We start from the raw sequence: 21,058 nt of genomic DNA, 5'->3' as shown, positions 1-21,058 counted from the left end.
AAATCAACCTACATTTTACCACTATCCCGGCCAAGATGAAACAAATCTCCACAGCTCTCGCGCAGTGAAGCGGTTTCTTTGGCGGTATAGCAACTACAAATGGGGTTAACAAAATTAGTTTAACGTTTAATTTATTTCGGCTTTTTGCCGCAAAGTGACGACTCCTCTAGGATAACAGCTGGCGATTGCCCCAGGATTGCACGGAGATTAAATCGCGGTGTCACCTACCTGTAGCGTACCACAGGCCATAAAAAAAGCACCGCAGACACGCGGCGCTTCGTCAATTAAACTTACTTAATCTTGATCATCGGCCTCAATCAAGCCATAGCGACCGTCATTCCGACGGTAAACGATGCTGATACCATTGGTTTCGGCATCTTCGTAGATAAAGAAGTCATGGCCTAACATGTCCATTTGTAAGACGGCTTCTTCATTATCCATTGGCTTCAATGAAACACGCTTGGTGCGGACAACTTCTAATTCGTTACTGTCAGCTGTTTGGTCACTGTCAGTATCTGGTGAGAAGTCGAGATTCTTGTATCCCTTCTCCCGTGACTTACGGTTGACCTTGGTCTTGTACTTGCGAATTTGACGTTCCAGCTTGTCCGTAACCAAGTCAACACTTGCATATAAGTCCGGAGAGGTTTCCTCTGCCCGTAATGTCAAGTATGGGAGTGGGATTGTTACTTCAACCTTCGCTGTCTTGTTTTGGTAGACCTTCAGGTTGACATGCGCAATTGCCTCAACATTGTTGTCGAAATATTTCTCCAACTTGCTGATACGCTTTTCAACGTAATCCCGTATTGCGTCAGTAACTTCGATGTTTTCACCACGAATATTAAATGTGAGCATAAAACTTCTCTCCCTTCAGCCAAGAAATCCCTTGGCTTGCTCAGCATTAGAAGGACCACTCTTCTAATATGCTTTGCTTACATTTATTATAATAGAAAGCCCTACCAGAAACAATTAATCTAATTATTTTTTTGGGGCAACTAACGCGCTAATGTCAAGCTGGTAACCGCTTTCGCCCCGCCCAAATAAATTTGCTCAGCGGCATGACGCAGCGTTCGTCCCGTCGTATAGACATCATCCAGCAGTAACACGCGCTGGTCACGTAAAATATCGGCCGCATTGAGTGCCAACGTGAACGGCTGCTGGGTCCGGAGGCGAGCGGCCCGGTCCTTAGCCGATTGTGGCTGGTCCTTGTGCGTGGCTTGGACCAGTAATGCCTGTTGAAAAGGCTGAGTCTGCAGCCAGCCCGTGACCTGATTAAAGCCTCGCTGCTGCCAGGTCGCTTGATCCACCGGAATCGGCACCAAGATGTCATAGGACTCACGGGCCAGGGCCAACCGCAATGGCTCTTGCAACACCCGTCGCAGCGCGTAATCTCCCTGGAATTTATACTGTTGCATGTAGGCCTTCATCGCCGCATCGTAAACGTACAGGGCGTGATTCACCAAGGGCTGGCCCGCCCACCGCTGACAGTCGTGACAGACCGTCTCATCCGTTTGCTGACGCCCACACTGCGGACAGTGCTGACTGGAAATGGGCGTCAAGCGCGTTTGGCAATCCTGACAGACGTCCGTCTTGACCAAGGGGCCCCACCGCCAAAGCTGACTGACCGTCACCACGCCGCTTAATCGGCGACCACACCACACGCAAGCGTTCATGGCCGACCACCCTGCCGCCGTCCTTGCAGGTTCAAACGGGCAATCATCCCCCTAGCTAGTCGTACCCGACGCGCATAGCTGTGACAGTAGCAAGTCACGTCGCCCGTGGGAAATTGGGCGCTTCGGCCAACCCGACCGGCGATCTGGACCAACGCCGCCGTGGAAAAAACGGGATCATCCCCACCGAGAATCACGACCGCTACGTTGGGAAAGGTCACCCCACGTTCCAAGATGGTTGTGGTCACCAGAAAGGCCACTCGCCGGTCGCGCATCGCTTGGACCTTCTCCTGTCGCGCCTCATCGGCGGCATGGACCGTCACGCCACCGGTGATTCCAGCCAAATGTAGGGCGCGGTCGACCAACGGCAAATCCGCCACGTGGGGCACGAACAACAAGAACCGCTGACCTGCCTGGCAGTAAGCGCGTAATTGCCGAATCAATCGGACTGGCAAGTGGCCATGCCGAAGTTTTTCCCGCCAGCGCCAGGCAATTTGCAAGTCAATTTGAGGCAATAAATGGCCGTGATAACGTAATGGCACGTAGGTCACCGCCAACTCCTTGCGAGCCACGCGCCGCTGTAAGCCCTCCCCAGGTGTCGCCGTCAACAGTAAGTGACACCCCGTGGGCTTTTGCGCGTGGTCAACGGCCCGTTTTAACATGGGGCTGGTCGCCAGCGGAAAGGCATCGACCTCATCGACCACGATTAAATCAAAGGCCGCCTGAAACCGCAGCAGTTGATGGGTCGTGCAAATCGTCAGCGGGCAATATTGGTAAGGCTGCGGCTGGTCCCCGTACAGTACCGTCTGGGCGACGTTTGCAAAGGCCGCTTGCAAGCGCGGCGCCAATTCCAGGCACACGTCAACTCGTGGTGAGGTCCACGCGACTCGCCAGCCCTGACTCAGCGCCCACACCAGTGCGGGATAGACGATCTCTGTTTTCCCGGCACCGGTGACCGCCCACAACAAATGATTGGTCTGCGACTGCACGTGGGCCAACACAGACTGTGCCGCCACTTGTTGTTGCGCACTCAATTCGCCCTGCCAAGTCAGTCCGCCATCGGGTAACTTTGGCAACTGATTCGGCTCGGGAATAGTGTATAATTTATGCTGAGAAGTCAAACGCCCCAACTGTAGACACTGCCGGCAGTACCACGCCTGATTGGCGAGCTGGTCTTGCGGACCCAGCCAGTGTCCACACCGTTGACATTGCAGCCGCGACCCCATCGCCTTGAGTGCGGGCGTCGCCGTCAAATCAGGGGCCGGTGCCGTTTGAAACGGGAGTTGCCGACCAAAAAACGCTTCATCATTTGTCATCCATCTTCCTCCTCCAAGGTGTCTCTATAGATAACTCCGTAACAGCGGGCCGATATTTTTTTGAAAGGTGTTTTTAAATGGAAACTGATTACTTAACCATCCGTGCCAGCGGCAATCATGAGCTGGAAATTAAAAAATCACGCTTCATTGGTGATCTGGGTCGCGTGACGTCTGAGGACGAAGCCAAGGCCTTCATCGCCGCCGTCACTGCTCGAGAGCCCAAGGCGACGCATCATTGCTGGGCCTACCTGATCGGTGAACACGACGAGATTCAGCGGGAAAGCGACAACGGTGAACCCTCTGGGACTGCGGGGGTCCCCATTTTGACGGTGCTGCAGCGTAATCATTTGCACAACGTCATCGCCGTGGTCACCCGGTACTTCGGCGGCATCAAGCTGGGTGCCGGCGGGTTGATTCGGGCTTACAGCAACAGTACCTCCACGGCGATTGAGGCCGTTGGCGTGGTCAAATTGGTTCGCCAACAAGCCATGACGTTGACTGTGGACTACCCCAACTTTGACCGACTCAACCACTACCTGACGGAAAATAACATCGCCATCTTAGATACCAGCTATACCGATCAGGTCGCCGTCACGATTGCTGTGGACCTGGCGGACGTCGCCGCGACGCAGACCGCCATTACCAATCTGCTCAGCGACCGGCTGACACTTCAGCTCGGCGACATCGCCTACAACGAAGTCCCGGTCGAAATCAACGCCAGCAGCCGCAGCGACGACTGACAACTAAAGGTTGAAATTAGCATTAACGCAATAGTCCCTGGAACGACAGTGTTCTGTCCACTAAAATAAGTGAAACCAATAGCCTGCGTCAGCCAGAGATTCCACCTGCTATGGGGGACACCTCCAGCCTGAGGGGCGGTCTTCCGGTTCGCTTGAAAGACTGGCAAAGTTCGCCAGTCTCTCAAGTCGCCCCACGCTGTAGGCTGAGAAAAGACCTCAGCCAACACCGTCGACACAGCTGGCTCCACCTCTGTCTGCCTCCGGCGAGTTGGCGATGATCAGTGACCTTGTCTTAATGAAAGACTAGTTGTCAAATCAGCTGTTAGCTGGGGCTAAGCCGACTTTTACTGGCAAACACTCTTGTAGCCGAGAGTCCGCCAAATATGGGTTCAGTCGTGGGAGTTGCCTTAGCGGCGCGGTTCATGCCGCTTAGACAACTGGCGTCTTTGAGACGTGACCTTCGGCTCAAAGCGAGGCCGAGACCGTCCCTCAGGCTCGGTCCGGTCCGCCCACCGCGTTCCAACCCATATTTGGCGGACGGTAGGCGGCCAGTGCGAACTACGAAACTGTAACGGCTAATTTTTACGCCATCAGTTGCGTGGCGACAATGTTTCTGGCTGATTTTCATCTTTCAACCTTTAATCACCCACAAAAAAGCGCCTACCAGATTGCGCTCAGCAACCTGACAGGCGTTCTTTTGTGCGTCTAAACCCAAGACACAATTAATCCGAATTCTTAGATGTTAGTTTTTGCACGATGCGATTGATCCAGTGCAACAATGGCTGGCGGTTCGACCCGACCAACCCGATGGCCTCCACGAACAGTTCCAGCCCAATCAAGATGGCAATCGTCAATAGGACGGAGCCCCAAATGGTTGATAGTGGGTACAGTAAGGAAATGAACGAGAAAATCAACGCGATACCGTAGATGACCAGCACCGTTTGCCGGTGAGTCAGCCCCAGCTGCATCAAACGGTGATGCAAGTGGTGTTTGTCCGCGTGGGAAATCGGCTGCCGATTTAAAATCCGCCGAATCATAGCGTAGACCGTATCCGTGATGGGTACCCCCAGAATGATGACGGGGATAATCACGGAAATAAAGGTCACGTTCTTCAGCCCATACAGGGAGAAGCAGGCAATCATGAAGCCGATGAACTGCGCCCCAGTGTCCCCCAAGTAGATGCGTGCTGGGAAGAAGTTATAGGGTAAGAAGCCGACCATGGCAGCGACCAACGCGAAAATCATGATGGCCACCCAGGTATTGGCAACGTTTAAGAAAAACAGCCCGGTAATCCCCGTCGTGGTCAACGCGATGATGGAGACCCCGGTCGCCAGACCATCCAGTCCATCAATCAGGTTGATGGCATTGACGATGGCGACGATCCATAGCAACGTAATCGGTAATGACAGCCAGCCAAAATGCCAGACACCGACGAACGGCAGCGTCAAATACCGCATCCGCACGCCAGCCACGAAGTAAACTTCTAAGGCCGCGAGTAGTTGCCCCAGAATCTTTTGTCTCGGTTTCAATTCAAAGACATCGTCAATCATGCCTTCTGCCACGATGATACACTCGCCTCCGAACAGCCCCCACAGCTGTTGCGTTGGCATCTGGTCGCGCAATAAGAACATGGTTGAAAAGGTAAACGCTATGAAGATAGCTAGGCCACCCAGCGTCGGCATGGGGATCTTGTTGACCCGCCGCTGATTAGGTTTATCCACCGCACCAATTTGAAACGCAAAGCGGCGTACAAACGGGGTTAGGACCGCGGAGATAATCATGGTAGCAAATAAGCTAACAATAATCTCAAATTTCATTGAAGTGTCCTCTTTCTTTCATTACAACTCTTTTGCTAATTATACAAATCTCTGAAATTAAACACAACCGCGATTTCTGAGTCGTTAGTGAAAAACAAGCTTTGCTTGACCGCCCAGGATAATTCACAAGCGATCACCTGATCCCCTTGTGAATAAAAAAATAATTCATAAACTTTGTGTAAGCGTTTCCTTTCTAGCCAATTAGGTGATTTCGTGCACAAGTATACAGACAAAAGCCTAAAATCCACAGATTTATCTTGTGCAAATCGCGCAAAAGCCATATAATAGATTTGTGCCATTGAGAAAGGTTTCACATTTCATTTGTGTCCAAGCTATTTATCCTATTTCCTTGTGAAACCTTTCCAGTCGTCCGTCACTATTGGTTTGTATTTCGAAAGGAGATTTTTCTATTGGCTGCTAATGATAAAGCAACAAAGACAGAAACGGCTAAAGAAGAACAAGCTTCACCCATCTTAATTCAAATGGGGATCTTCGCCGCAATCCTGTTTGTTTCCAGCCTAATTTCCCCGTTGTTCCCAGCAACATTCCCAGTTCCAACGCCGGTTATCGGTTTGGTAATCCTTTACGTCTTATTGGCTTCCCATATCGTTAAGTTACGCAACGTTGAAAAGTTTGGGGACTTCATGATCAGTTTGATCGCGTTCTTGTTCGTTCCTTCAGGTATCCAATTGGCTGCTAGCCTGGACATCTTAAAGGCCCAAGGGGTTCAACTGGTTGTTGTTATTTTAATTGCAACGATTGTCCTGCTGGTTGTTGTGGCTTACACGACTGCCGGATTCATCTGGCTTCGGAAGAACGTCTTCCATCGTGACGTTAACGTCGAAGAATAATTTCGTCGACTGCTACTACTTTCACTAGAAAAGGATGAAAATTTATGATTACATTAACTGGAACCGCCCATATGGCAGTTTGGGGCAAATGGCTCGGTGATGCGTTAGGGACTAACGCCGCTGGTGCTTCTGCCGGTAACGCCTTATTTGGTATTTTTCTATCATTAATTGTTTACTTATTCGGTCAATGGTTATTCAAGATCGGTAAAGGTTTCTTCTTATTCCAACCTCTGTTCGTTGGGATGGTCTTAGGGATCTTCATTCTGTTCCTGTTTGCTAAGGCATTCGGTACAGACACGGCTACTTTCTACAAGTCCGCATACTTACCAGGTGGTAACATTATCTTCTGGTTCTTGAACCCAGCTACTATCGCCTTCGCTATTCCACTGTACCGTCGGAATGACGTTGTTAAGAAGTTCTGGTTGGAAATTATCCTTTCCCTGATCGTTGGGTTGATCATTTCCCTGTTCGTTATCTACTACGTCTCAAAGCTTATCGGCTTGGACAACGTTGGTATTGCTTCCATGATGCCACAAGCTGCCACGACTGCCATCGCGATGCCTATTGCGACTGCTATCGGTGGTAACTCAGCCGTTACTGCGATGGCCTGCATCCTCAACGCCGTTATCATTTACGCCTTGGGTGACTGGCTCGTTAAGTTCTTCCGTGTTAACAGCGACCCAATCGGTGCCGGTCTTGGTTTAGGTACTGCGGGACACACGGTTGGTTCAGCTAAGGCCTTACAACTTGGTTCTATCCAAGGGTCCATGGCTTCTATCGCCGTTGTTGTTATCTCAATCGTTGTTGATATCGTTGTACCACCATTTGCTTCTATGATGGGCTTGATCTAAAACAGCTATCAACTTAAACACCGAATCTATTGTGGGTTCGGTGTTTTTTTGTTGTCCAAATTTGTTGGGTACTGTCGGGTACAACATCCTAGTGGAAACTGGCCGCCTACCGTCCGCCAACTTATGGGTTGGAACGCGATGGGCGGACCGATCCCGAGAAGCGGTCTCAGCCTACAGCGCGGGCCGATTTTGGAAACTGGCGGGCTTTGCCAGGCTTCAAAGCGAACCGGAAGCCAGTTTCTCAGGCGGAATCTCTGGTTGACACAGGCTTCTGGTTTCACTAATTTTACTGAACAGAACACTGTCATTCCCGGACATTGCGCTTTCTCATATCTACCCCGTTATTTGCCCGTCTACACATCATAGTAGCCGTTTCTTTACTGTCACAGGTAAGTTTACCAGTACCACCCGGAATAGCTAAGAACGGTCGAAATAAGGCAAATTTCGTGACCCCCTATTTAACCTCTAACCCGCTTCACAACTAATAGTGGACCCAAACTATTTTTCCACTAAAAAAGACGGCTCACCTTCAGGAAAGTCGCCTTACTTAATTTATTTTTTCAAGTGATAGTTATACGTGGAAACAATAATGTTTTCCCGTGAGTTTAAGATGGTCCGTAAGCGCAACGCCGTTTGGTTATGCAAGACGTTTTGCCAAGGATGCCGGGGAACGAATTGCGGGACCAGGACGGTCGTCGTAAAGTTACGTTCCGCCGCACGTTTGGCAATCACATCACAGAACCGCAGCGTTGGCGTGGCAATGGAGCGGTAGGACGAGTGGATATCCACGAACCGGATGTCCGGGAACTCCTCCTTGAACTCCTGAGCCGTCTTGTGCTCCTTTTCTGGATTCTCATCAAAGGACACGTGCATCGCGATAACGTAATCCCCAATCGACCGGGCATAGTTAATCGCTCCGGACGTCACCCGGGTAATGTTGCTGACCAGCACGATAACGGTCGCCCCGTCATACTCGTGGATGTCAGCCCGCTCTTTTTCCGCGACCCGCAGCTGTTTAGCCACATTGTGATAATGGCCATTGATGCGATAGAACAGCAACAGGATCAACGGCATGATAATCAGATAAGGCCAGACGTTAGGGAAGCGGAGTAGCATCAAGGAAACCACCAGTACCAGCGACATCAAGGCCCCTAGTAAGTTGATTAATGACTTGCCAATCCACCAGCCTTCGCGGACCCGGAACCAGTGAATGATCATCCCGGATTGCGACAGCGTAAATGGCACGAATACCCCGACCGCATACAGCGGAATCAGTAAGGTCGTTTGCCCGTGGAAAATGAAGATCAGCACGATGGCCCCCACCGCTAAGGAAATGATACCGTTCGAGTACCCTAACCGGTCGCCCCGGTCCAGGTAAGCGTGCGGTAAAAATTTATCCTTAGCCAGGTTGTAAGCCAGAATTGGGAAGGCTGAGAACCCGGTGTTGGCGGCAACGGCTAAAATCAAGGCCGTTGACAATTGTAATAAATAGTAGAGTACACCATGACCAAATACGCCGACCCCGATTTGTGACAGGACCGTTTGGCTACTCTGCGGCCGAATCCCCATGTAGTAACTCAGGTAGGTGATGCCGGCGAAGAAGACCGCCAAGATGCAGGCCATGATGGCCAAGGTTGCCGCCGCGTTGTGCCGCTTAGGCTCCTTGAAGTTGGGCACCGCGTTACTGATGGCTTCGACCCCAGTCAGTGAAGATGACCCGGATGAGAATGCCCGGAAGAACAGTAACAAGGTCATGCCCTGAACGGGTTGGCCTAAAGATGCCGATGCGTGATAAGTAATGTTACCACTCACGATGTTGTAGAGCCCGACCCCCACCATCAAAATAATCATGATGATGAAGAGATAAACTGGCACCGTCAAGAACGCCGCTGATTCGCGCATCCCCCGTAAGTTTAGTAACATAATGCCAATGACAATTAAAACCGATACCAACACGGAATACGGATACAGCGCCGGAATCGCCGAGGTAATCGCCTCGGTCCCGGAAGTCGTTGAAACCGCCACGGTCAGCATATAATCAACCAGCAGTGAGCCCCCAGCAACTAACCCGGCCGATTGGCCCCAGTTGGTGCTAGCAACCACATACGCGCCACCCCCGGAAGGATAGGCGTGAATGATTTGCTGGTATGAAAGCGTGATCGCAAATAACAGAACTAAGACCAAAGCCGCAGCCCACAACTGATACATCAAGGCGGCTGCTGATAAGGTAATCAGGACTGTCGTAATTTGCTCAGTACCATAAGCCACAGAGGATAACGCATCAGACGACAACAAGGCTAACGCTTTAAACTTGGTTAGCGCCTGACCGCCTTCGTCCATGGTCTTGAGGGGTTTTCCAATTAAAACCCGCTTTAAATAACGCCACATGACTATTTACTCCTTATCTCCAGAAATAATGAAAACGGGACTCGGCCCGTTAAATAATAGCTTGTTTCTGTCAAAGCTCAACGTGCAGTAAGTCTACTACAACTAGCTCCACATTACCACAATTCCAGCAGTTAGCAACCGTAGAATTGCTTAGCGAACTTATCCATTATCCGGCAAAGTCTGGCAGAAATAAAGACTTTCTTTTTGCTAAATTTTGTTGCTACCCAATTATCTTGGTTTTAGCGTCAAGACAATAGGAAATGGCTGCCTTATTTTAGCGACAATGCCTGATTCTAACGCTAAGTCCCCCTACTTTCAAGCTAAAGATGACTTGTGTCCGCTTCACCTGAAATTTACCAAGTAAGGACTGACTAGAAACATTACCACCAGGCGACTCGTCACGCTAGGAAGAGTCGTTTACAGCTTCGTGGTGAGGGCTGGCCGCCAACTATGGGGTTGAACGGACCGGGACCGTCCCTCAGGCTCGCTTTGAGCCGGAAATCGCGTCTCAAAGACGCCAGTTGTCTAAGCGGCATGAACCGAGCAAAAAAAGAAGCCTGAACCCGAAAGTCCAGACTTCTCGTAAACCATTTTTAATTAGATGCAGCTTACATCATGCCGCCCATTCCTGGGTTAGCAGCTGGGGCTGCAGGTGCTGGGTTGTCTTCTGGCTTTTCAGCGACAACGGCTTCAGTCGTCAACAGCAAAGCAGAAACAGAAGCAGCGTTTTGCAGAGCAGAACGGGTAACCTTGGTTGGGTCGGTGATACCAGCCTTAACCATGTCTTCGTACTTGTCGTCTGCAGCGTTGTAACCAATACCTGGCTTTTCGCTCTTCAAGTGTTCAACCACAACAGAGCCTTCAACACCGGCGTTTTGCGCGATTTGGCGAACTGGTTCTTCCAAAGCACGCAGCACGATGTTAACACCAGTTTGTTCGTCGCCTTCAGCGTCGACCTTAGCAACGTCGCCAATGACGTTGATCAAGGCAGTCCCACCACCAGCAACGAAGCCTTCTTCAACGGCCGCACGGGTCGCGTTCAAGGCATCTTCAATCCGGTATTTACGTTCCTTCAATTCAGTCTCCGTAGCGGCACCGACACGAACGACGGCAACCCCACCGGATAACTTAGCCAAACGTTCCTTCAGCTTGTCGCGGTCAAAGTCAGAAGTCGTTTCTTCGATCTGACCCTTGATTTCAGCAACCCGAGCAGCGATTTGGTCCTTGGCGCCAGCACCTTCAACGATGGTGGTGTCATCCTTAGTCACGTTGACCTTTTGGGCTTGACCTAATTGATCGATGGTCGTGTCCTTCAAGTTCAGGCCTAAGTCATCGGTAATCACAGTCCCACCAGTCAAGGTCGCGATATCAGCCAATTGGGCCTTACGACGGTCACCAAAGCCAGGAGCCTTGACAGCAACCACGTTGAAGGTCCCCCGCATCTTGTTCAATACCAAGGTAGGTAAGGCTTCACCAGTGATGTCATCAGCGATGATCAACAGGGAACGGCTTTGTTCAACAACGGATTGCAGCAATGGCAAGATGTCTTGGATGTTGCTGATCTTTTTGTCAGTGATCAAGATGTATGGGTTGTCGAGGTTAGCTTCCATCTTATCGTTGTCGGTAACCATGTATTGAGACATGTACCCACGATCAAATTGCATCCCTTCAACAACGTCTAAGCTGGTATCAACCCCACGAGATTCTTCAATCGTGATGACCCCGTCGTTACCAACCTTTTCCATGGCGTCAGCAATTAACTTACCAGTTTCCTTGCTAGCGGATGAAATGGAAGCGATTTGGGCGATATCGTCCTTGGTCTTCACGTCAATGGACATCTTGTGTAAGGCCTTGACAGCGGCTTCAGTCGCCTTTTCGATCCCACGACGGATACCAACAGGGTTGGCACCGGCAGTAACGTTCTTCATGCCTTCGTTAACGATAGCTTGGGTCAGTACCGTTGCGGTCGTGGTCCCATCACCAGCGATGTCGTTGGTCTTGGAAGCAACTTCGGAAACTAACTTGGCACCCATGTTTTCGAAATGGTCATCGAGTTCGATAGCCTTAGCAATCGTCACCCCATCATTCGTGATGGTTGGGTTGCCATAGCTTTGTTCCAAAACAACGTTACGACCCTTAGGCCCTAAGGTCGTCTTGACCGTATCAGCTAACTTGTCAACACCAGCCAACATCTTGCTGCGTGCATCTTCAGAGAACTTTAATTCTTTAGCCATTTTCTACATTCACCTCATACTAAATTTTTTAAATAGTCTCTCGTATTAGTGGGAAAGTCATTAGTCGATGACAGCGACTAAGTCCTTTTCGTGTAAAACAAGGTAAGTCTTGTCGTCATACTTAACTTCTGTACCGGCGTACTTGTCGAACAATACCTTGTCGCCAACTTTAACAGCTGGGGCTACCTTATCGCCATTGTCTAACACACGGCCATCACTCACAGCAACAACGTTAGCCGTTGAAGGCTTTTCCTGCGCATTACTTGCTAAAACAATGCCGCCAACCGTAGTTTCTTCTTCTTGTGGTTGATCCAAAATGACGCGGTCTCCTAATGGTTTTAACACTTGAATCCCTCCAATAAACTTACTTTTTAGCACTGTTAGCACTTGACTAACATAAGTGCTAATCACAATATCTAATATATGGTTTTTCGTTCTAAAAATCAAGGAATTTGGCAAACAATTTGTCGAGTGCTAACGGCCCGGTTCGCCTAGCCCTTGCGGCTCTAAGCGAAATCCTTCATTGTATGATTTTTCTAATATCCGGTTGCGTTAGTCAGGGTGACGCTCAACTAGATAGTATTGACTTGACCGCCTGCCGTTGCGCGAAATTCTGGGCCGGAACGCTGGGGAAGGACGCCCCGAGCCCCAACCCGGTCTCGGAGCTTGCTTTGAGCCGACGGACCACGTCTCAAAGTCACCAATTTAGCAGCAAAACCCACTGCTAAATTCCCCGGCTGAGCCCAGATTTCGCTTCACTCTCGGCTACGGTGTGGAATAGCCGTGCTGTTGGCGTTAGCCCCACCACCATTAATGCTAAAACCGGCTATCCAGAAATCATCTACTGAAAGATTTTTCATGCCGACCCAGCCACACTAGATTCACTTCTAATAGTATTCACTAACCGTCAAACGTCTCCAGTTAATGCCAGCCCGCTTTTAATAGTCACGGAAACATAAGTTGGCATTACTAGCATACGCACGCAAACCATTGTCTATCTAATTTGCGTAGCCACAACGCTAATCACTTACCCACTTCGATTGCTCACCAACTAATTCAGCCCGTTGTTTATGGCTGAACTTTCACAAGTCTAATTTGTGAAGGCAATTTACCGACTCCAGAGCCAGCTTTAATGGTGGCGGTTTCACAAAAGGTCAAGCAAAAAGTCGTAATCCCAAAAGATTACGACCCCGTTCTATTCTTTGCTGTTGTAGTGTTCCAGGAAGTAGATCAACGTTTGTAACTCGTTGGTCAGGTCCACGTTTTGCACCCGAACGTCCTTGGGTACCGTGACCCGCAGTGGTGTGAAGTTTAAAATCCCCTTCACGCCACCGGCAACGGCGTCGTCCGTAACGGATTGGGCGACATCAGAGGGTACCGTCAAGATGGCCACTTGAATCTGTTGTTCTTCCAGCTGCGTCCGCAGTTCCGTCATCGGGTAAATCGGCACGCCACTTTGAATCGTGTTGGCAATATCTGCGTTCACGTCAAATGCCGCACTGATCCGGACGTTACCGTCTTGGTGGAAGTTGAAGTTCAACAGGGCATGGCCCAAATTTCCGACCCCAATCAAAGCCACGTTGGTCAGCCGATCTTGGTTCAGAATCTTCTTAAAGAACTTAATTAAACTTTCAACGTCATAGCCGTACCCCCGCTTACCCAGGGCACCGAAGTATGAAAAGTCCCGGCGAATGGTGGCAGAGTCAACTTTGACCGCCTCAGATAATTCAGTCGAGGAAACACGCGTCTTGTCCGCGTCCAACAGGATGTTTAAGTAGCGGTAGTAAATGGGGAGCCGCTTCGCTGTGGCGCGGGGAATCTTTTGTTCTGTCAAAAACGAGACCTCCTAATCAATCTTGCTGGTCACTGCCGAACCGCAATAACCATTTCTCTAAATGACAACCTGATTGTGAAATTTACTTTCTTACAAATTATAGCATAACCACCCGCCTTGTGAAAGAAATTGCAAGTATTTTTCACAATTTTTTAGGAATTTCGGTCTAATTGCAGAATATGCTAAAATAGACCTACTGAGGTTTCGGCTAAGAGGTACCCTTACTGCCGCAAAGACCAAAGATTTTCAGGACGCATCACGACTCCTGAAGTATTTCCTAAAAATAATTTAATTTCTCAAGGAGGCCATACCGTGATTCTTTTACAAGTCCAACAGGTTACCCGGCGTTTCGGAGCGACCGTCTTATTTGAAAATGTCACCATGGACGTCCCCGAGCATGGCCGCGTGGCGCTGGTTGGCCGCAACGGTGCCGGGAAATCCACCTTACTTAAAATGATTGCCGGCGAAACCACCCCGGACGTCGGCCAGATTACCACTAAACGGGGGCTGACGATGGGCTACCAGGCGCAAAACTCCGGCCTGGCGTCAGCCAAGACCGTTTGGAACGAAATGCTCGACGTCTTCGCGGAGGTCCGCGCCACTGAAAAACGCATCCATGAACTGGAACAGCAGATGAGCGACCCCGCCGTGATTGCGGACACGGAACAATTTCAACAGGTCAGCGCGACCTATGACCAGCTGCAACAAGATTTCAGCGACCACAATGGCTACGGCTATCAAGCCGAAATTCGGGGCGTGCTCCACGGATTTGAATTTGGCGAGGAGTACTACGACAAACCCATCAATGAACTTTCCGGTGGGCAGCGAACCCAACTGGCCCTCGCCAAGCTGTTGTTAGAGAAGCCTGACTTGTTGATCCTCGACGAACCGACTAACCACTTGGACGTGGAGACGCTCACCTGGTTGGAAGGCTATCTACAGGGCTACGCTGGCGCGATTCTCGTTGTTTCCCATGACCGGTATTTCTTAGACCACGTGGTCAATGACGTTTACGACATGGCGCACGGCGGGCTGGACCACTACCCTGGTAACTATTCTCACTACATCGACGCCAAGGCCGAGCGGCTCAAGCGCGAGTGGAAGGAATATGATAAGCAGCAAACCGAGATCAGTAAGCTCGAAGATTTCGTGAATAAAAATATCGTGCGTGCTTCGACCACCAAACGGGCCCAAGCACGGCGTAAACAACTGGAAAAGATGGACCGCATGGCCAAACCTGAAGGCGATGAAAAAGTGGCTCGCTTCACGTTTAAGCCCCACCGGCAAAGCGGTAACGTGGTGCTGGACGTGGTCAACGGTGCGGTCGGCTACGATGATCAGGTGCTCTGTGCGCCCGTCAACCTGGATATCAAGAAGCATCAGGCCGTGGCCATCGTCGGTCCTAACGGTATTGGTAAATCAACCCTGTTGAAGACGATTCTCGGGCGGATTCCCGCCATTCAAGGACAAATCATCTTTGGCACCGGCGTTGACACCGGCTACTACGACCAGGACCAGGCCACGTTGCACGAAAAGAAAACGGTACTTCACGAACTGTGGGACGACCATCCCACGACTCCTGAAGGCGATATTCGCTCAATTCTGGGTAGCTTCCTGTTTACGGGTAGCGACGTCGACAAGACCGTCCACAGCCTCAGTGGGGGCGAACGGGCCCGCCTGCTGCTGACCAAATTGGCTCTGCGCCACGACAACTTCTTGATGCTGGACGAACCCACGAACCATTTGGACATTGACAGCCGCGAAGTGCTGGAAAACGCGTTGAACGAGTTTGACGGTACGATTCTGTTCGTCTCCCATGACCGGTATTTCATCAACCAAGTGGCCACCCAAGTCGTTGAACTAGCGCCTACTGGGACGACGCGCTACCTGGGGAATTACGATTACTACGTGGAAAAGAAAGCCGAACAAGACGCCTACGCCGCCAAGGAAGCCGCCGAAGCCGAAGCTGCCCACCCTACCGTGGAGACGCCGAAGCAAACGCAGGTCGACTATCAACAGCAAAAAGAACAGGCCAAGGCGAAACGCAAGCTCAGCCGCCAAGTCGATGCGCTGGAAACCAAATTGGGTGAACTGGAGACGCAAAAGACCACGGTCGAGACGGCTATGAGTTCTCCTGAAAACTTCAATGACGCCGGCAAACTGGCTGATTTGCAAGAACAACTAACAGCGGTCACCACCGAGCTGGACGCAACTGAAGAAGAATGGACCGAAAAGAGTTTGGCGCTGGAAGACTTTGCGGATTAATTGATGCCGGAATAATCTGACAACGAAAACAAAATCAAATACCCCTGAGCTAGCACGACGACTGCTAGTTCAGGGGTATTTTTGTGTGACAACTAAAGGTTGAAAGCTGAATTAATGTCTTGACTCCCGGAGCGACAGCGTTTTGTCCACCAGAACTAGTGAGCAGAATACTGTCGTTCCGGGAACTACCGCGTTAATGCTACTTGCAGTCCTTAGTAAGTTTTTTGAGCTAAAGTGCCGTGTAACCACCGTCAACGTTGATCGTGGCCCCCGTCACAAACGACGCCTCATCGCTGGCCACAAAGGCAATGACGTTGGCGATTTCTTCCGGCTGCGCTAGGCGGCCAATTGGCATCTTGCTGACCATCGGCCCGGTCACTTCTGGTGGTAGCGTTTTCAAAAGTGGCGTTGCGACATAGCCGGGAGCGACCGCGTTAAAGCGAATCCCTTGGGCCGCGTAGGTCACCGCTTGCGATTTGGTATAGTTGGCGACCCCAGCCTTAGCTGCTGAATAGGCTTGCGAGTTCGCCGCACCCACGACGCCTAGAATCGAACTCATGTTGATGACGCTACCACTGCCCTGCTTGACCATCTGCGCGACGGCAACCTTGTTGGTCAACATGACGCCGGTCAGGTCAATAGCAATGACCTTATTCCAGTTAGCCACATCAATATTCGCGACGCCGGCCTTTTTCTCGGCGACCCCGGCGTTAGCGACCAAGATATCTAAGTGGCCGTACTGACTGACCACTTGGTCCACCATGCCTTGTAGCGATTGCTCATCCGTCACGTCGGTTTCGATGAAGGACACGCGGGCATCGTCTGGCGCACTAACATCGGCCGAAATGGCGACGGCACCTTCAGCCGCCATTTTTTGCACGGTTGCCAGCCCAATGCCTGACGAGCCACCCGTGACGACCGCAACTTTGTTTTCTAATCTACCCATAACGCTCACTCCTTTGGGGTCAGTATACAGCAAAAGACCGGCGGCAAATAAGTCACTGCCAACCGGTCTTAATAGACTGGTTTATTTAACTGGATCTTACTGTTCATGGGGTAGAAAGGCTAATGCGCTCAGATGGCTAGTCATGAAAAGTCGTCATCTGATCAATCGGTAATCGCGTAGACGTAATCCGGTTAACCGCTGCCTTCGTATCATGATACCCTAACCCAATCCCCATGATAAGCTTCTCGTCATTTTCCAGCTGAATATTGTGCCGAACTTCCTCTGGAAAGCTAACAAATTGATAGGCGGGCATGGAATCAATCCCGGCATCCTTAGCTGCCAACATCAGTGCCATGCCAAATGCCCCCAAGTCGTATAGGGACCACTCTGAGTATCCTTCAGGTAATGTCAGGTAAACGATGGCCTGGGCATTGTAGAGTTTGCCCGCGGCATCCCCCATAATCTTCTGCCAATCGGGGCCAACCGACTGGGCAATCCCGTCGGACCACGCCTGCATATTATTCTGCGCTTGAGCAGACCAATCCGACCGCGCCATTACGGGTAGATCGGCATGACCATTTTCGCCGACATCCCCCAGGTGTTGATGCTCTTGACGAATACTTTGCAGCGTCTCACCCGTAACCACGTGGGCCTGATAAGGTTGCGAGTTCACCCAAGATGGGGCCTCTTCCGCCGCAGAAATAATTTTCTCCAGCGTGGCCTTGGGAATTTGTTGATCCGTAAACCACCGCGTTGCGTGACGCTCATTTAAAGCTTGATAGACATCCATTCAATTATCTCCTAACATCCAGTTTTTCTTAGGTTTACTGTACCACTGTGACCCTGGTTTCTGCTGGCCTGAATACTTATGATCTGGCCGTGTCCGGATCAAATTGAAATCCGCCACTGTACGGGGCTTCGTCGATGACTTGCATCTCAGCCGACGTCAACGCAAAATCAAAATCATCCAAGTTAGCCTGCATATGTGCGTCACTCGTCGACTTGGCCAAAGGGATAATGTTCTTTTGAATCAGCCACCGCAAAATCACTTGTGAGGGTTGCTTGCCATATTTTTGGGCGATCTCGTTAACCGTCGCGTCTTGTAAGACGTTGCTGTCCGGCCCACCGAAGGGACTCCAAGCTTCGACCTGAATATCCTGGGACTGAGCGTACTCAGCCGCTGCCGTTTGGGCAAAGCCCGGGTGATATTCGATTTGATTCAGCATGGGCTTGATCTCACTATCCTCGACCAGTGCCTTCAGATGATGCGCCAAAAAGTTAGAAACGCCAATGGCTTTGATCTTACCAGCACGATACAGCTCTTCCAAGGCACGCCAAGTATCGGCGTTTAGTTCGCGCCAATCGTCATGCCACTTGGCATTGGCCGGCCAGTGAATGAGGTAAATATCAACATAGTCCAACCCTAACTTGTCCAGCGACGCATTGAAGGCCTGTAGCGTCTGCTGATAGCCCCGATGACTGTGCCAGGCTTTCGTACTAACCAAAACATCTTCTCGTTTGAGGTTGTTTTCGGCCATTGCTTCACGAATCCCCTGACCCACACTCACTTCATTGCCGTAGATTTCAGCCGTATCGATCAGCCGATACCCATTTTTAATCGCCTTTTTAACCGCCGTCACGGTCTCTTGGCCGTCCGGAATAATCGTACCAAAGCCGACTACTGGGACCTCGTAACCATTGTTTAACGTATAAGTTGAAGTCATATCCATCATTATTCGCTCCTATTCTACTGAAAATTGCTTTGACATGTCTAACATGGCTTGAAAATCCTTGGCATCTTCTGGCATGTTGAACCCGTTGCCCGTATTCAATGTCGCGATTTTAGCCATTTCATCATCGCGTAACTCGAAATCAAAGATAGCCAGATTTTCCTTCAGCCGGTTAACGTGGACGCTCTTGGGAATGGCAACGATGTCGCGTTGCATCAACCAACGAAGAATCACTTGGGCCGTCGATTTACCGTGAGCTTGCGCAATTTCCTTTAATTCTGGTAGCTCAAATACCTGATGATTGCCCGAAGAGAATGGTGCCCAGGCTTCCATTTGAACATCATAATCGATCATGGCTTGTTGGTCCGCCTCACGTTGGTTAAAGACGTTGGCTTCAATCATGTTCACGGCTGGCTTAACGTCCGTGAAATTAATGAGATCAACCAGCTTTTGTTGGGTGAAATTGTCGACCCCAATGGCCCGAACCTTGCCGGCACGATAGGCTTCACTCAGGTAGCGCCAAGCACCATAATAATCGCTTACCGGTTGATGGATTAAATACAAATCTAAGTAATCCAAGCCTAAATTAGTCAAAGACCGTTCAAGACCTCGTTGGGCCCCCTCATAGGAGTTGTCGGTCAGCCACAGCTTTGATGTCACGAAGAGTTCCGACCGGTCAACCCTACTACGCTTGATGGCACGCCCAACCGCCTGTTCATTGCCATACGCGGCAGCTGTATCAATCAACCGGTAGCCCAACTTAATGGCTTGATAAACGGCCTCCTCGGCTTCGGCCAAATCCGTTACCCGAAAGACGCCTAAGCCTAACTTAGGCATTTTGATCCCATTGTTTAAAGTTGTAAATTCCATTTTAATAATCTCCTTTAGTGGCTTTCTGTCAGTTGAAATCTTAAATAGTCAATCCCAGCAATCTGTCGCTCGTATTGGTGAATTGCGGCTAACCGTTCTTGCCGATGCTGGGTTAGCATCGCAATCAGCTTGACAGGCGGCCCCTGTTTCCGCAGATTAAGCGCTAAAAAATCTTCAATTTCATTTGAAGAAAATCCAATTTGTTGTAGCCGGATCATCAGCCGCAACGCTTCGATATCAGCCAACGTATAGGTTGCCGGCGTGAGCTGACCTGCAAACTGCTTCACTCGCCAGGATTCATAATCCGATAAAAGTTGACTGGGAAAATGATACTTGGCCTGAACATCGTCTCGGTTCACTAATCTCACCGCTTTCTCCTGAACAACCAATTGCTCAAAATTTTCTCGCTTAGTAAAACCATCAGTGGTGATGCCCTTGCTAATCGATGACTGTAGTGTATCGCGATTTTTTAGATATGTTAAATGCCTATTTTGACTGATTAGAAATACGTATTTTAAATATCTAAAAAGCGGCCTGGGATGTCTTATCCCGGGTCGCTTGACGTCTGTTCTTAAATAGTCGAAGCGCCTGGGATAAAACCGCCCAGGCGCTTTCGCGTCACCTTTAGTTTTTTTCTTGCCGGACAAATTCAATAAATGCTTTTGTTGCCGCCGAATGTGGCTGCTGACCTCGCCAGGCTAATACCGAATCTAATTTTAGTGCCGGCTCTAATGGCACAAAGGTTAAGTGGTCAAAGGTCTGATTGAGCTTTAAACAAATCACGACCCCGTGATTTTGTTGCGCCAGCATCGCCGCACTGTAAAGCAGATTATAACGGGCCTTATTTCGCATCTTTACCGCGTAATCTCCCGACCAGCTGACGAGTTCATTTTGAACCACCCGATCGGCAATCGTGATGACGCGAGTCCCAACCAGATCGCCCGGGCGAATGGCATCATAGCTCGCAAATTTTGAGTCCTGATGCGCTAAGATTCCCCACTCTTCTTGACTCTCCAGACGAACAAAGTCATATTTACCAATCTCAACCGGTTCGATGAGTAACCCCAAGTCTAAAACACCCTGTTCAATCCAACCTTTAATGTCGTCATTATTACCGCTTCTCAAGTTAAATTTGACTTGGGGATGCTGCTCCTGAAACGCATCAATTAATTTCGCGACTTCCGCCATACTATGAAGTTCACTACAGCCAATGGCAATCGTCCCCGCAAGTTCCTGCTTTTCTTGTAGCTCGTCTCGGGCCCGTTCTAGAATATTCACCATATCCTGGGCCCGCCGGCGAAAGAGCAAGCCTTCCCGCGTTAGATAAATACTATGATTACTCCGGCGAAACAAGTCGACTTGCAGCTCAGCTTCTAATCCCTTTAATTGTCGCGACAAGGTCGGTTGGGTCATATGAAGTAAGGCCGCCGCCCGCGTCACATTTTCTTCACGCGCCGTAATTAAAAAGTAATTGAGCACCCGAATATCCATTCATCCTCACGTCCTTCATGGGTTAATTAGCCATATTTTAGCATAGATATGCAAAATA

The 21,058-nt window shown here is 50.1% G+C and carries 18 protein-coding genes; 4 read left to right on the top strand and 14 right to left on the bottom strand.

Translation table 11 applies throughout. From position 1 onward, the window contains the following. Positions 1 to 294: 294 nt before the first annotated feature. From hpf to EKM83_RS05630, 3 genes are all read right to left on the bottom strand, one after another. On the bottom strand, positions 295 to 852 hold the full coding sequence (gene hpf, locus EKM83_RS05640; RefSeq protein WP_125575658.1) for a ribosome hibernation-promoting factor, HPF/YfiA family: 558 nt from the start codon (positions 850 to 852) through the stop codon (positions 295 to 297). A gap of 140 nt (positions 853 to 992) precedes the next feature. Then, positions 993 to 1,670: a phosphoribosyltransferase family protein gene (locus EKM83_RS05635; RefSeq protein ID WP_125575657.1), complete on the bottom strand. Its 678-nt coding sequence runs from the start codon at positions 1,668 to 1,670 to the stop codon at positions 993 to 995. Further along, positions 1,667 to 2,983, bottom strand: a complete 1,317-nt coding sequence (locus EKM83_RS05630; RefSeq protein ID WP_125575656.1) for a DEAD/DEAH box helicase — start codon at positions 2,981 to 2,983, stop codon at positions 1,667 to 1,669. Before EKM83_RS05630 ends, EKM83_RS05635 begins: the two co-directional genes overlap by 4 nt. 77 nt (positions 2,984 to 3,060) lie before the next feature. Here EKM83_RS05630 and EKM83_RS05625 point away from each other — a divergent pair, with 77 nt between their 5' ends. After that, on the top strand, positions 3,061 to 3,723 hold the full coding sequence (locus EKM83_RS05625; RefSeq protein ID WP_125575655.1) for a YigZ family protein: 663 nt from the start codon (positions 3,061 to 3,063) through the stop codon (positions 3,721 to 3,723). Positions 3,724 to 4,445: 722 nt separating this feature from the next. Here the strand turns inward: EKM83_RS05625 and EKM83_RS05620 are convergent. After that, positions 4,446 to 5,540 carry a glycosyltransferase family 4 protein gene (locus EKM83_RS05620; protein ID WP_125575654.1) on the bottom strand — a complete coding sequence of 365 codons (1,095 nt, stop codon included), beginning with the start codon at positions 5,538 to 5,540 and terminating at the stop codon, positions 4,446 to 4,448. 482 nt (positions 5,541 to 6,022) lie between these two features. On the opposite strand from EKM83_RS05620, the gene EKM83_RS05615 reads away from it, so the two are divergent. Together EKM83_RS05615 and lrgB are read left to right on the top strand one after the other, a co-directional pair. Beyond that, the gene (locus EKM83_RS05615; RefSeq protein ID WP_125575711.1) at positions 6,023 to 6,391 is read left to right on the top strand and encodes a CidA/LrgA family protein; all 369 of its coding nucleotides are present in this window, start codon (positions 6,023 to 6,025) and stop codon (positions 6,389 to 6,391) included. A 44-nt stretch (positions 6,392 to 6,435) separates the two neighbouring features. Further along, complete coding sequence (lrgB, locus tag EKM83_RS05610; protein WP_125575653.1) at positions 6,436 to 7,242, top strand: antiholin-like protein LrgB; 807 nt, start codon at positions 6,436 to 6,438, stop codon at positions 7,240 to 7,242. A 552-nt stretch (positions 7,243 to 7,794) separates the two neighbouring features. On the opposite strand, the gene EKM83_RS05605 is transcribed toward lrgB, so the two are convergent. The 4 genes from EKM83_RS05605 to EKM83_RS05590 form a co-directional block, all read right to left on the bottom strand. Then, positions 7,795 to 9,630 carry an APC family permease gene (locus EKM83_RS05605; RefSeq protein WP_125575652.1) on the bottom strand — a complete coding sequence of 612 codons (1,836 nt, stop codon included), beginning with the start codon at positions 9,628 to 9,630 and terminating at the stop codon, positions 7,795 to 7,797. A 608-nt stretch (positions 9,631 to 10,238) separates the two neighbouring features. Continuing rightward, entirely contained in the window at positions 10,239 to 11,864 is a 1,626-nt protein-coding gene (groL, locus tag EKM83_RS05600; protein WP_125575651.1) for a chaperonin GroEL, read from the bottom strand. Between the two features lie 60 nt (positions 11,865 to 11,924). Continuing rightward, a complete protein-coding gene (groES, locus tag EKM83_RS05595) occupies positions 11,925 to 12,209 on the bottom strand; it encodes a co-chaperone GroES (RefSeq protein WP_125575650.1) in 285 nt (94 codons plus the stop codon). Positions 12,210 to 13,059: 850 nt separating this feature from the next. Beyond that, positions 13,060 to 13,698 carry a redox-sensing transcriptional repressor Rex gene (locus EKM83_RS05590; RefSeq protein ID WP_125575649.1) on the bottom strand — a complete coding sequence of 213 codons (639 nt, stop codon included), beginning with the start codon at positions 13,696 to 13,698 and terminating at the stop codon, positions 13,060 to 13,062. A 312-nt stretch (positions 13,699 to 14,010) separates the two neighbouring features. On the opposite strand from EKM83_RS05590, the gene EKM83_RS05585 reads away from it, so the two are divergent. Then, positions 14,011 to 15,963 (top strand): ABC-F family ATP-binding cassette domain-containing protein, encoded by a 1,953-nt coding sequence (locus EKM83_RS05585; protein ID WP_125575648.1) that lies wholly within the window; start codon positions 14,011 to 14,013, stop codon positions 15,961 to 15,963. A 229-nt stretch (positions 15,964 to 16,192) separates the two neighbouring features. Here EKM83_RS05585 and EKM83_RS05580 read toward each other — a convergent pair whose 3' ends face one another. From EKM83_RS05580 to EKM83_RS05555, 6 genes are all read right to left on the bottom strand, one after another. Further along, the gene (locus tag EKM83_RS05580; protein ID WP_125575647.1) at positions 16,193 to 16,909 is read right to left on the bottom strand and encodes an SDR family NAD(P)-dependent oxidoreductase; all 717 of its coding nucleotides are present in this window, start codon (positions 16,907 to 16,909) and stop codon (positions 16,193 to 16,195) included. A gap of 136 nt (positions 16,910 to 17,045) precedes the next feature. Further along, the gene (locus EKM83_RS05575) at positions 17,046 to 17,699 is read right to left on the bottom strand and encodes a nitroreductase (RefSeq protein ID WP_125575646.1); all 654 of its coding nucleotides are present in this window, start codon (positions 17,697 to 17,699) and stop codon (positions 17,046 to 17,048) included. Positions 17,700 to 17,775: 76 nt separating this feature from the next. Then, on the bottom strand, positions 17,776 to 18,639 hold the full coding sequence (locus EKM83_RS05570; RefSeq protein ID WP_225418625.1) for an aldo/keto reductase: 864 nt from the start codon (positions 18,637 to 18,639) through the stop codon (positions 17,776 to 17,778). A 12-nt stretch (positions 18,640 to 18,651) separates the two neighbouring features. Continuing rightward, entirely contained in the window at positions 18,652 to 19,509 is an 858-nt protein-coding gene (locus EKM83_RS05565) for an aldo/keto reductase (protein WP_125575644.1), read from the bottom strand. A 14-nt stretch (positions 19,510 to 19,523) separates the two neighbouring features. Next, positions 19,524 to 20,156 carry a MerR family transcriptional regulator gene (locus EKM83_RS05560; RefSeq protein ID WP_125575643.1) on the bottom strand — a complete coding sequence of 211 codons (633 nt, stop codon included), beginning with the start codon at positions 20,154 to 20,156 and terminating at the stop codon, positions 19,524 to 19,526. Continuing rightward, positions 20,134 to 21,000 carry a LysR family transcriptional regulator gene (locus EKM83_RS05555; RefSeq protein WP_125575642.1) on the bottom strand — a complete coding sequence of 289 codons (867 nt, stop codon included), beginning with the start codon at positions 20,998 to 21,000 and terminating at the stop codon, positions 20,134 to 20,136. Before EKM83_RS05555 ends, EKM83_RS05560 begins: the two co-directional genes overlap by 23 nt. Positions 21,001 to 21,058 lie beyond the last annotated feature (58 nt).

The organism is Levilactobacillus angrenensis (genome assembly GCF_003946085.1).
In the GTDB taxonomy this organism is placed as follows: Bacteria; Bacillota; Bacilli; order Lactobacillales; family Lactobacillaceae; genus Levilactobacillus; species Levilactobacillus angrenensis.
The sequence above is the reverse complement of the archived record's forward strand: the minus strand, read 5'-3'. Positions and strand labels throughout refer to the sequence as shown.

What these genes read in the sequence shown, in the direction of transcription:
- hpf (WP_125575658.1), bottom strand. Translation starts at nt 852, where the DNA reads ATGCTCACATTTAATATTCGTGGTGAAAACATCGAAGTTACTGACGCA.
- EKM83_RS05635 (WP_125575657.1), bottom strand. Translation starts at nt 1,670, where the DNA reads ATGAACGCTTGCGTGTGGTGTGGTCGCCGATTAAGCGGCGTGGTGACG.
- EKM83_RS05630 (WP_125575656.1), bottom strand. Translation starts at nt 2,983, where the DNA reads ATGACAAATGATGAAGCGTTTTTTGGTCGGCAACTCCCGTTTCAAACG.
- EKM83_RS05625 (WP_125575655.1), top strand. Translation starts at nt 3,061, where the DNA reads ATGGAAACTGATTACTTAACCATCCGTGCCAGCGGCAATCATGAGCTG.
- EKM83_RS05620 (WP_125575654.1), bottom strand. Translation starts at nt 5,540, where the DNA reads ATGAAATTTGAGATTATTGTTAGCTTATTTGCTACCATGATTATCTCC.
- EKM83_RS05615 (WP_125575711.1), top strand. Translation starts at nt 6,023, where the DNA reads ATGGGGATCTTCGCCGCAATCCTGTTTGTTTCCAGCCTAATTTCCCCG.
- lrgB (WP_125575653.1), top strand. Translation starts at nt 6,436, where the DNA reads ATGATTACATTAACTGGAACCGCCCATATGGCAGTTTGGGGCAAATGG.
- EKM83_RS05605 (WP_125575652.1), bottom strand. Translation starts at nt 9,630, where the DNA reads ATGTGGCGTTATTTAAAGCGGGTTTTAATTGGAAAACCCCTCAAGACC.
- groL (WP_125575651.1), bottom strand. Translation starts at nt 11,864, where the DNA reads ATGGCTAAAGAATTAAAGTTCTCTGAAGATGCACGCAGCAAGATGTTG.
- EKM83_RS05580 (WP_125575647.1), bottom strand. Translation starts at nt 16,909, where the DNA reads ATGGGTAGATTAGAAAACAAAGTTGCGGTCGTCACGGGTGGCTCGTCA.
- EKM83_RS05575 (WP_125575646.1), bottom strand. Translation starts at nt 17,699, where the DNA reads ATGGATGTCTATCAAGCTTTAAATGAGCGTCACGCAACGCGGTGGTTT.
- EKM83_RS05570 (WP_225418625.1), bottom strand. Translation starts at nt 18,639, where the DNA reads ATGGATATGACTTCAACTTATACGTTAAACAATGGTTACGAGGTCCCA.
- EKM83_RS05565 (WP_125575644.1), bottom strand. Translation starts at nt 19,509, where the DNA reads ATGGAATTTACAACTTTAAACAATGGGATCAAAATGCCTAAGTTAGGC.
- EKM83_RS05555 (WP_125575642.1), bottom strand. Translation starts at nt 21,000, where the DNA reads ATGGATATTCGGGTGCTCAATTACTTTTTAATTACGGCGCGTGAAGAA.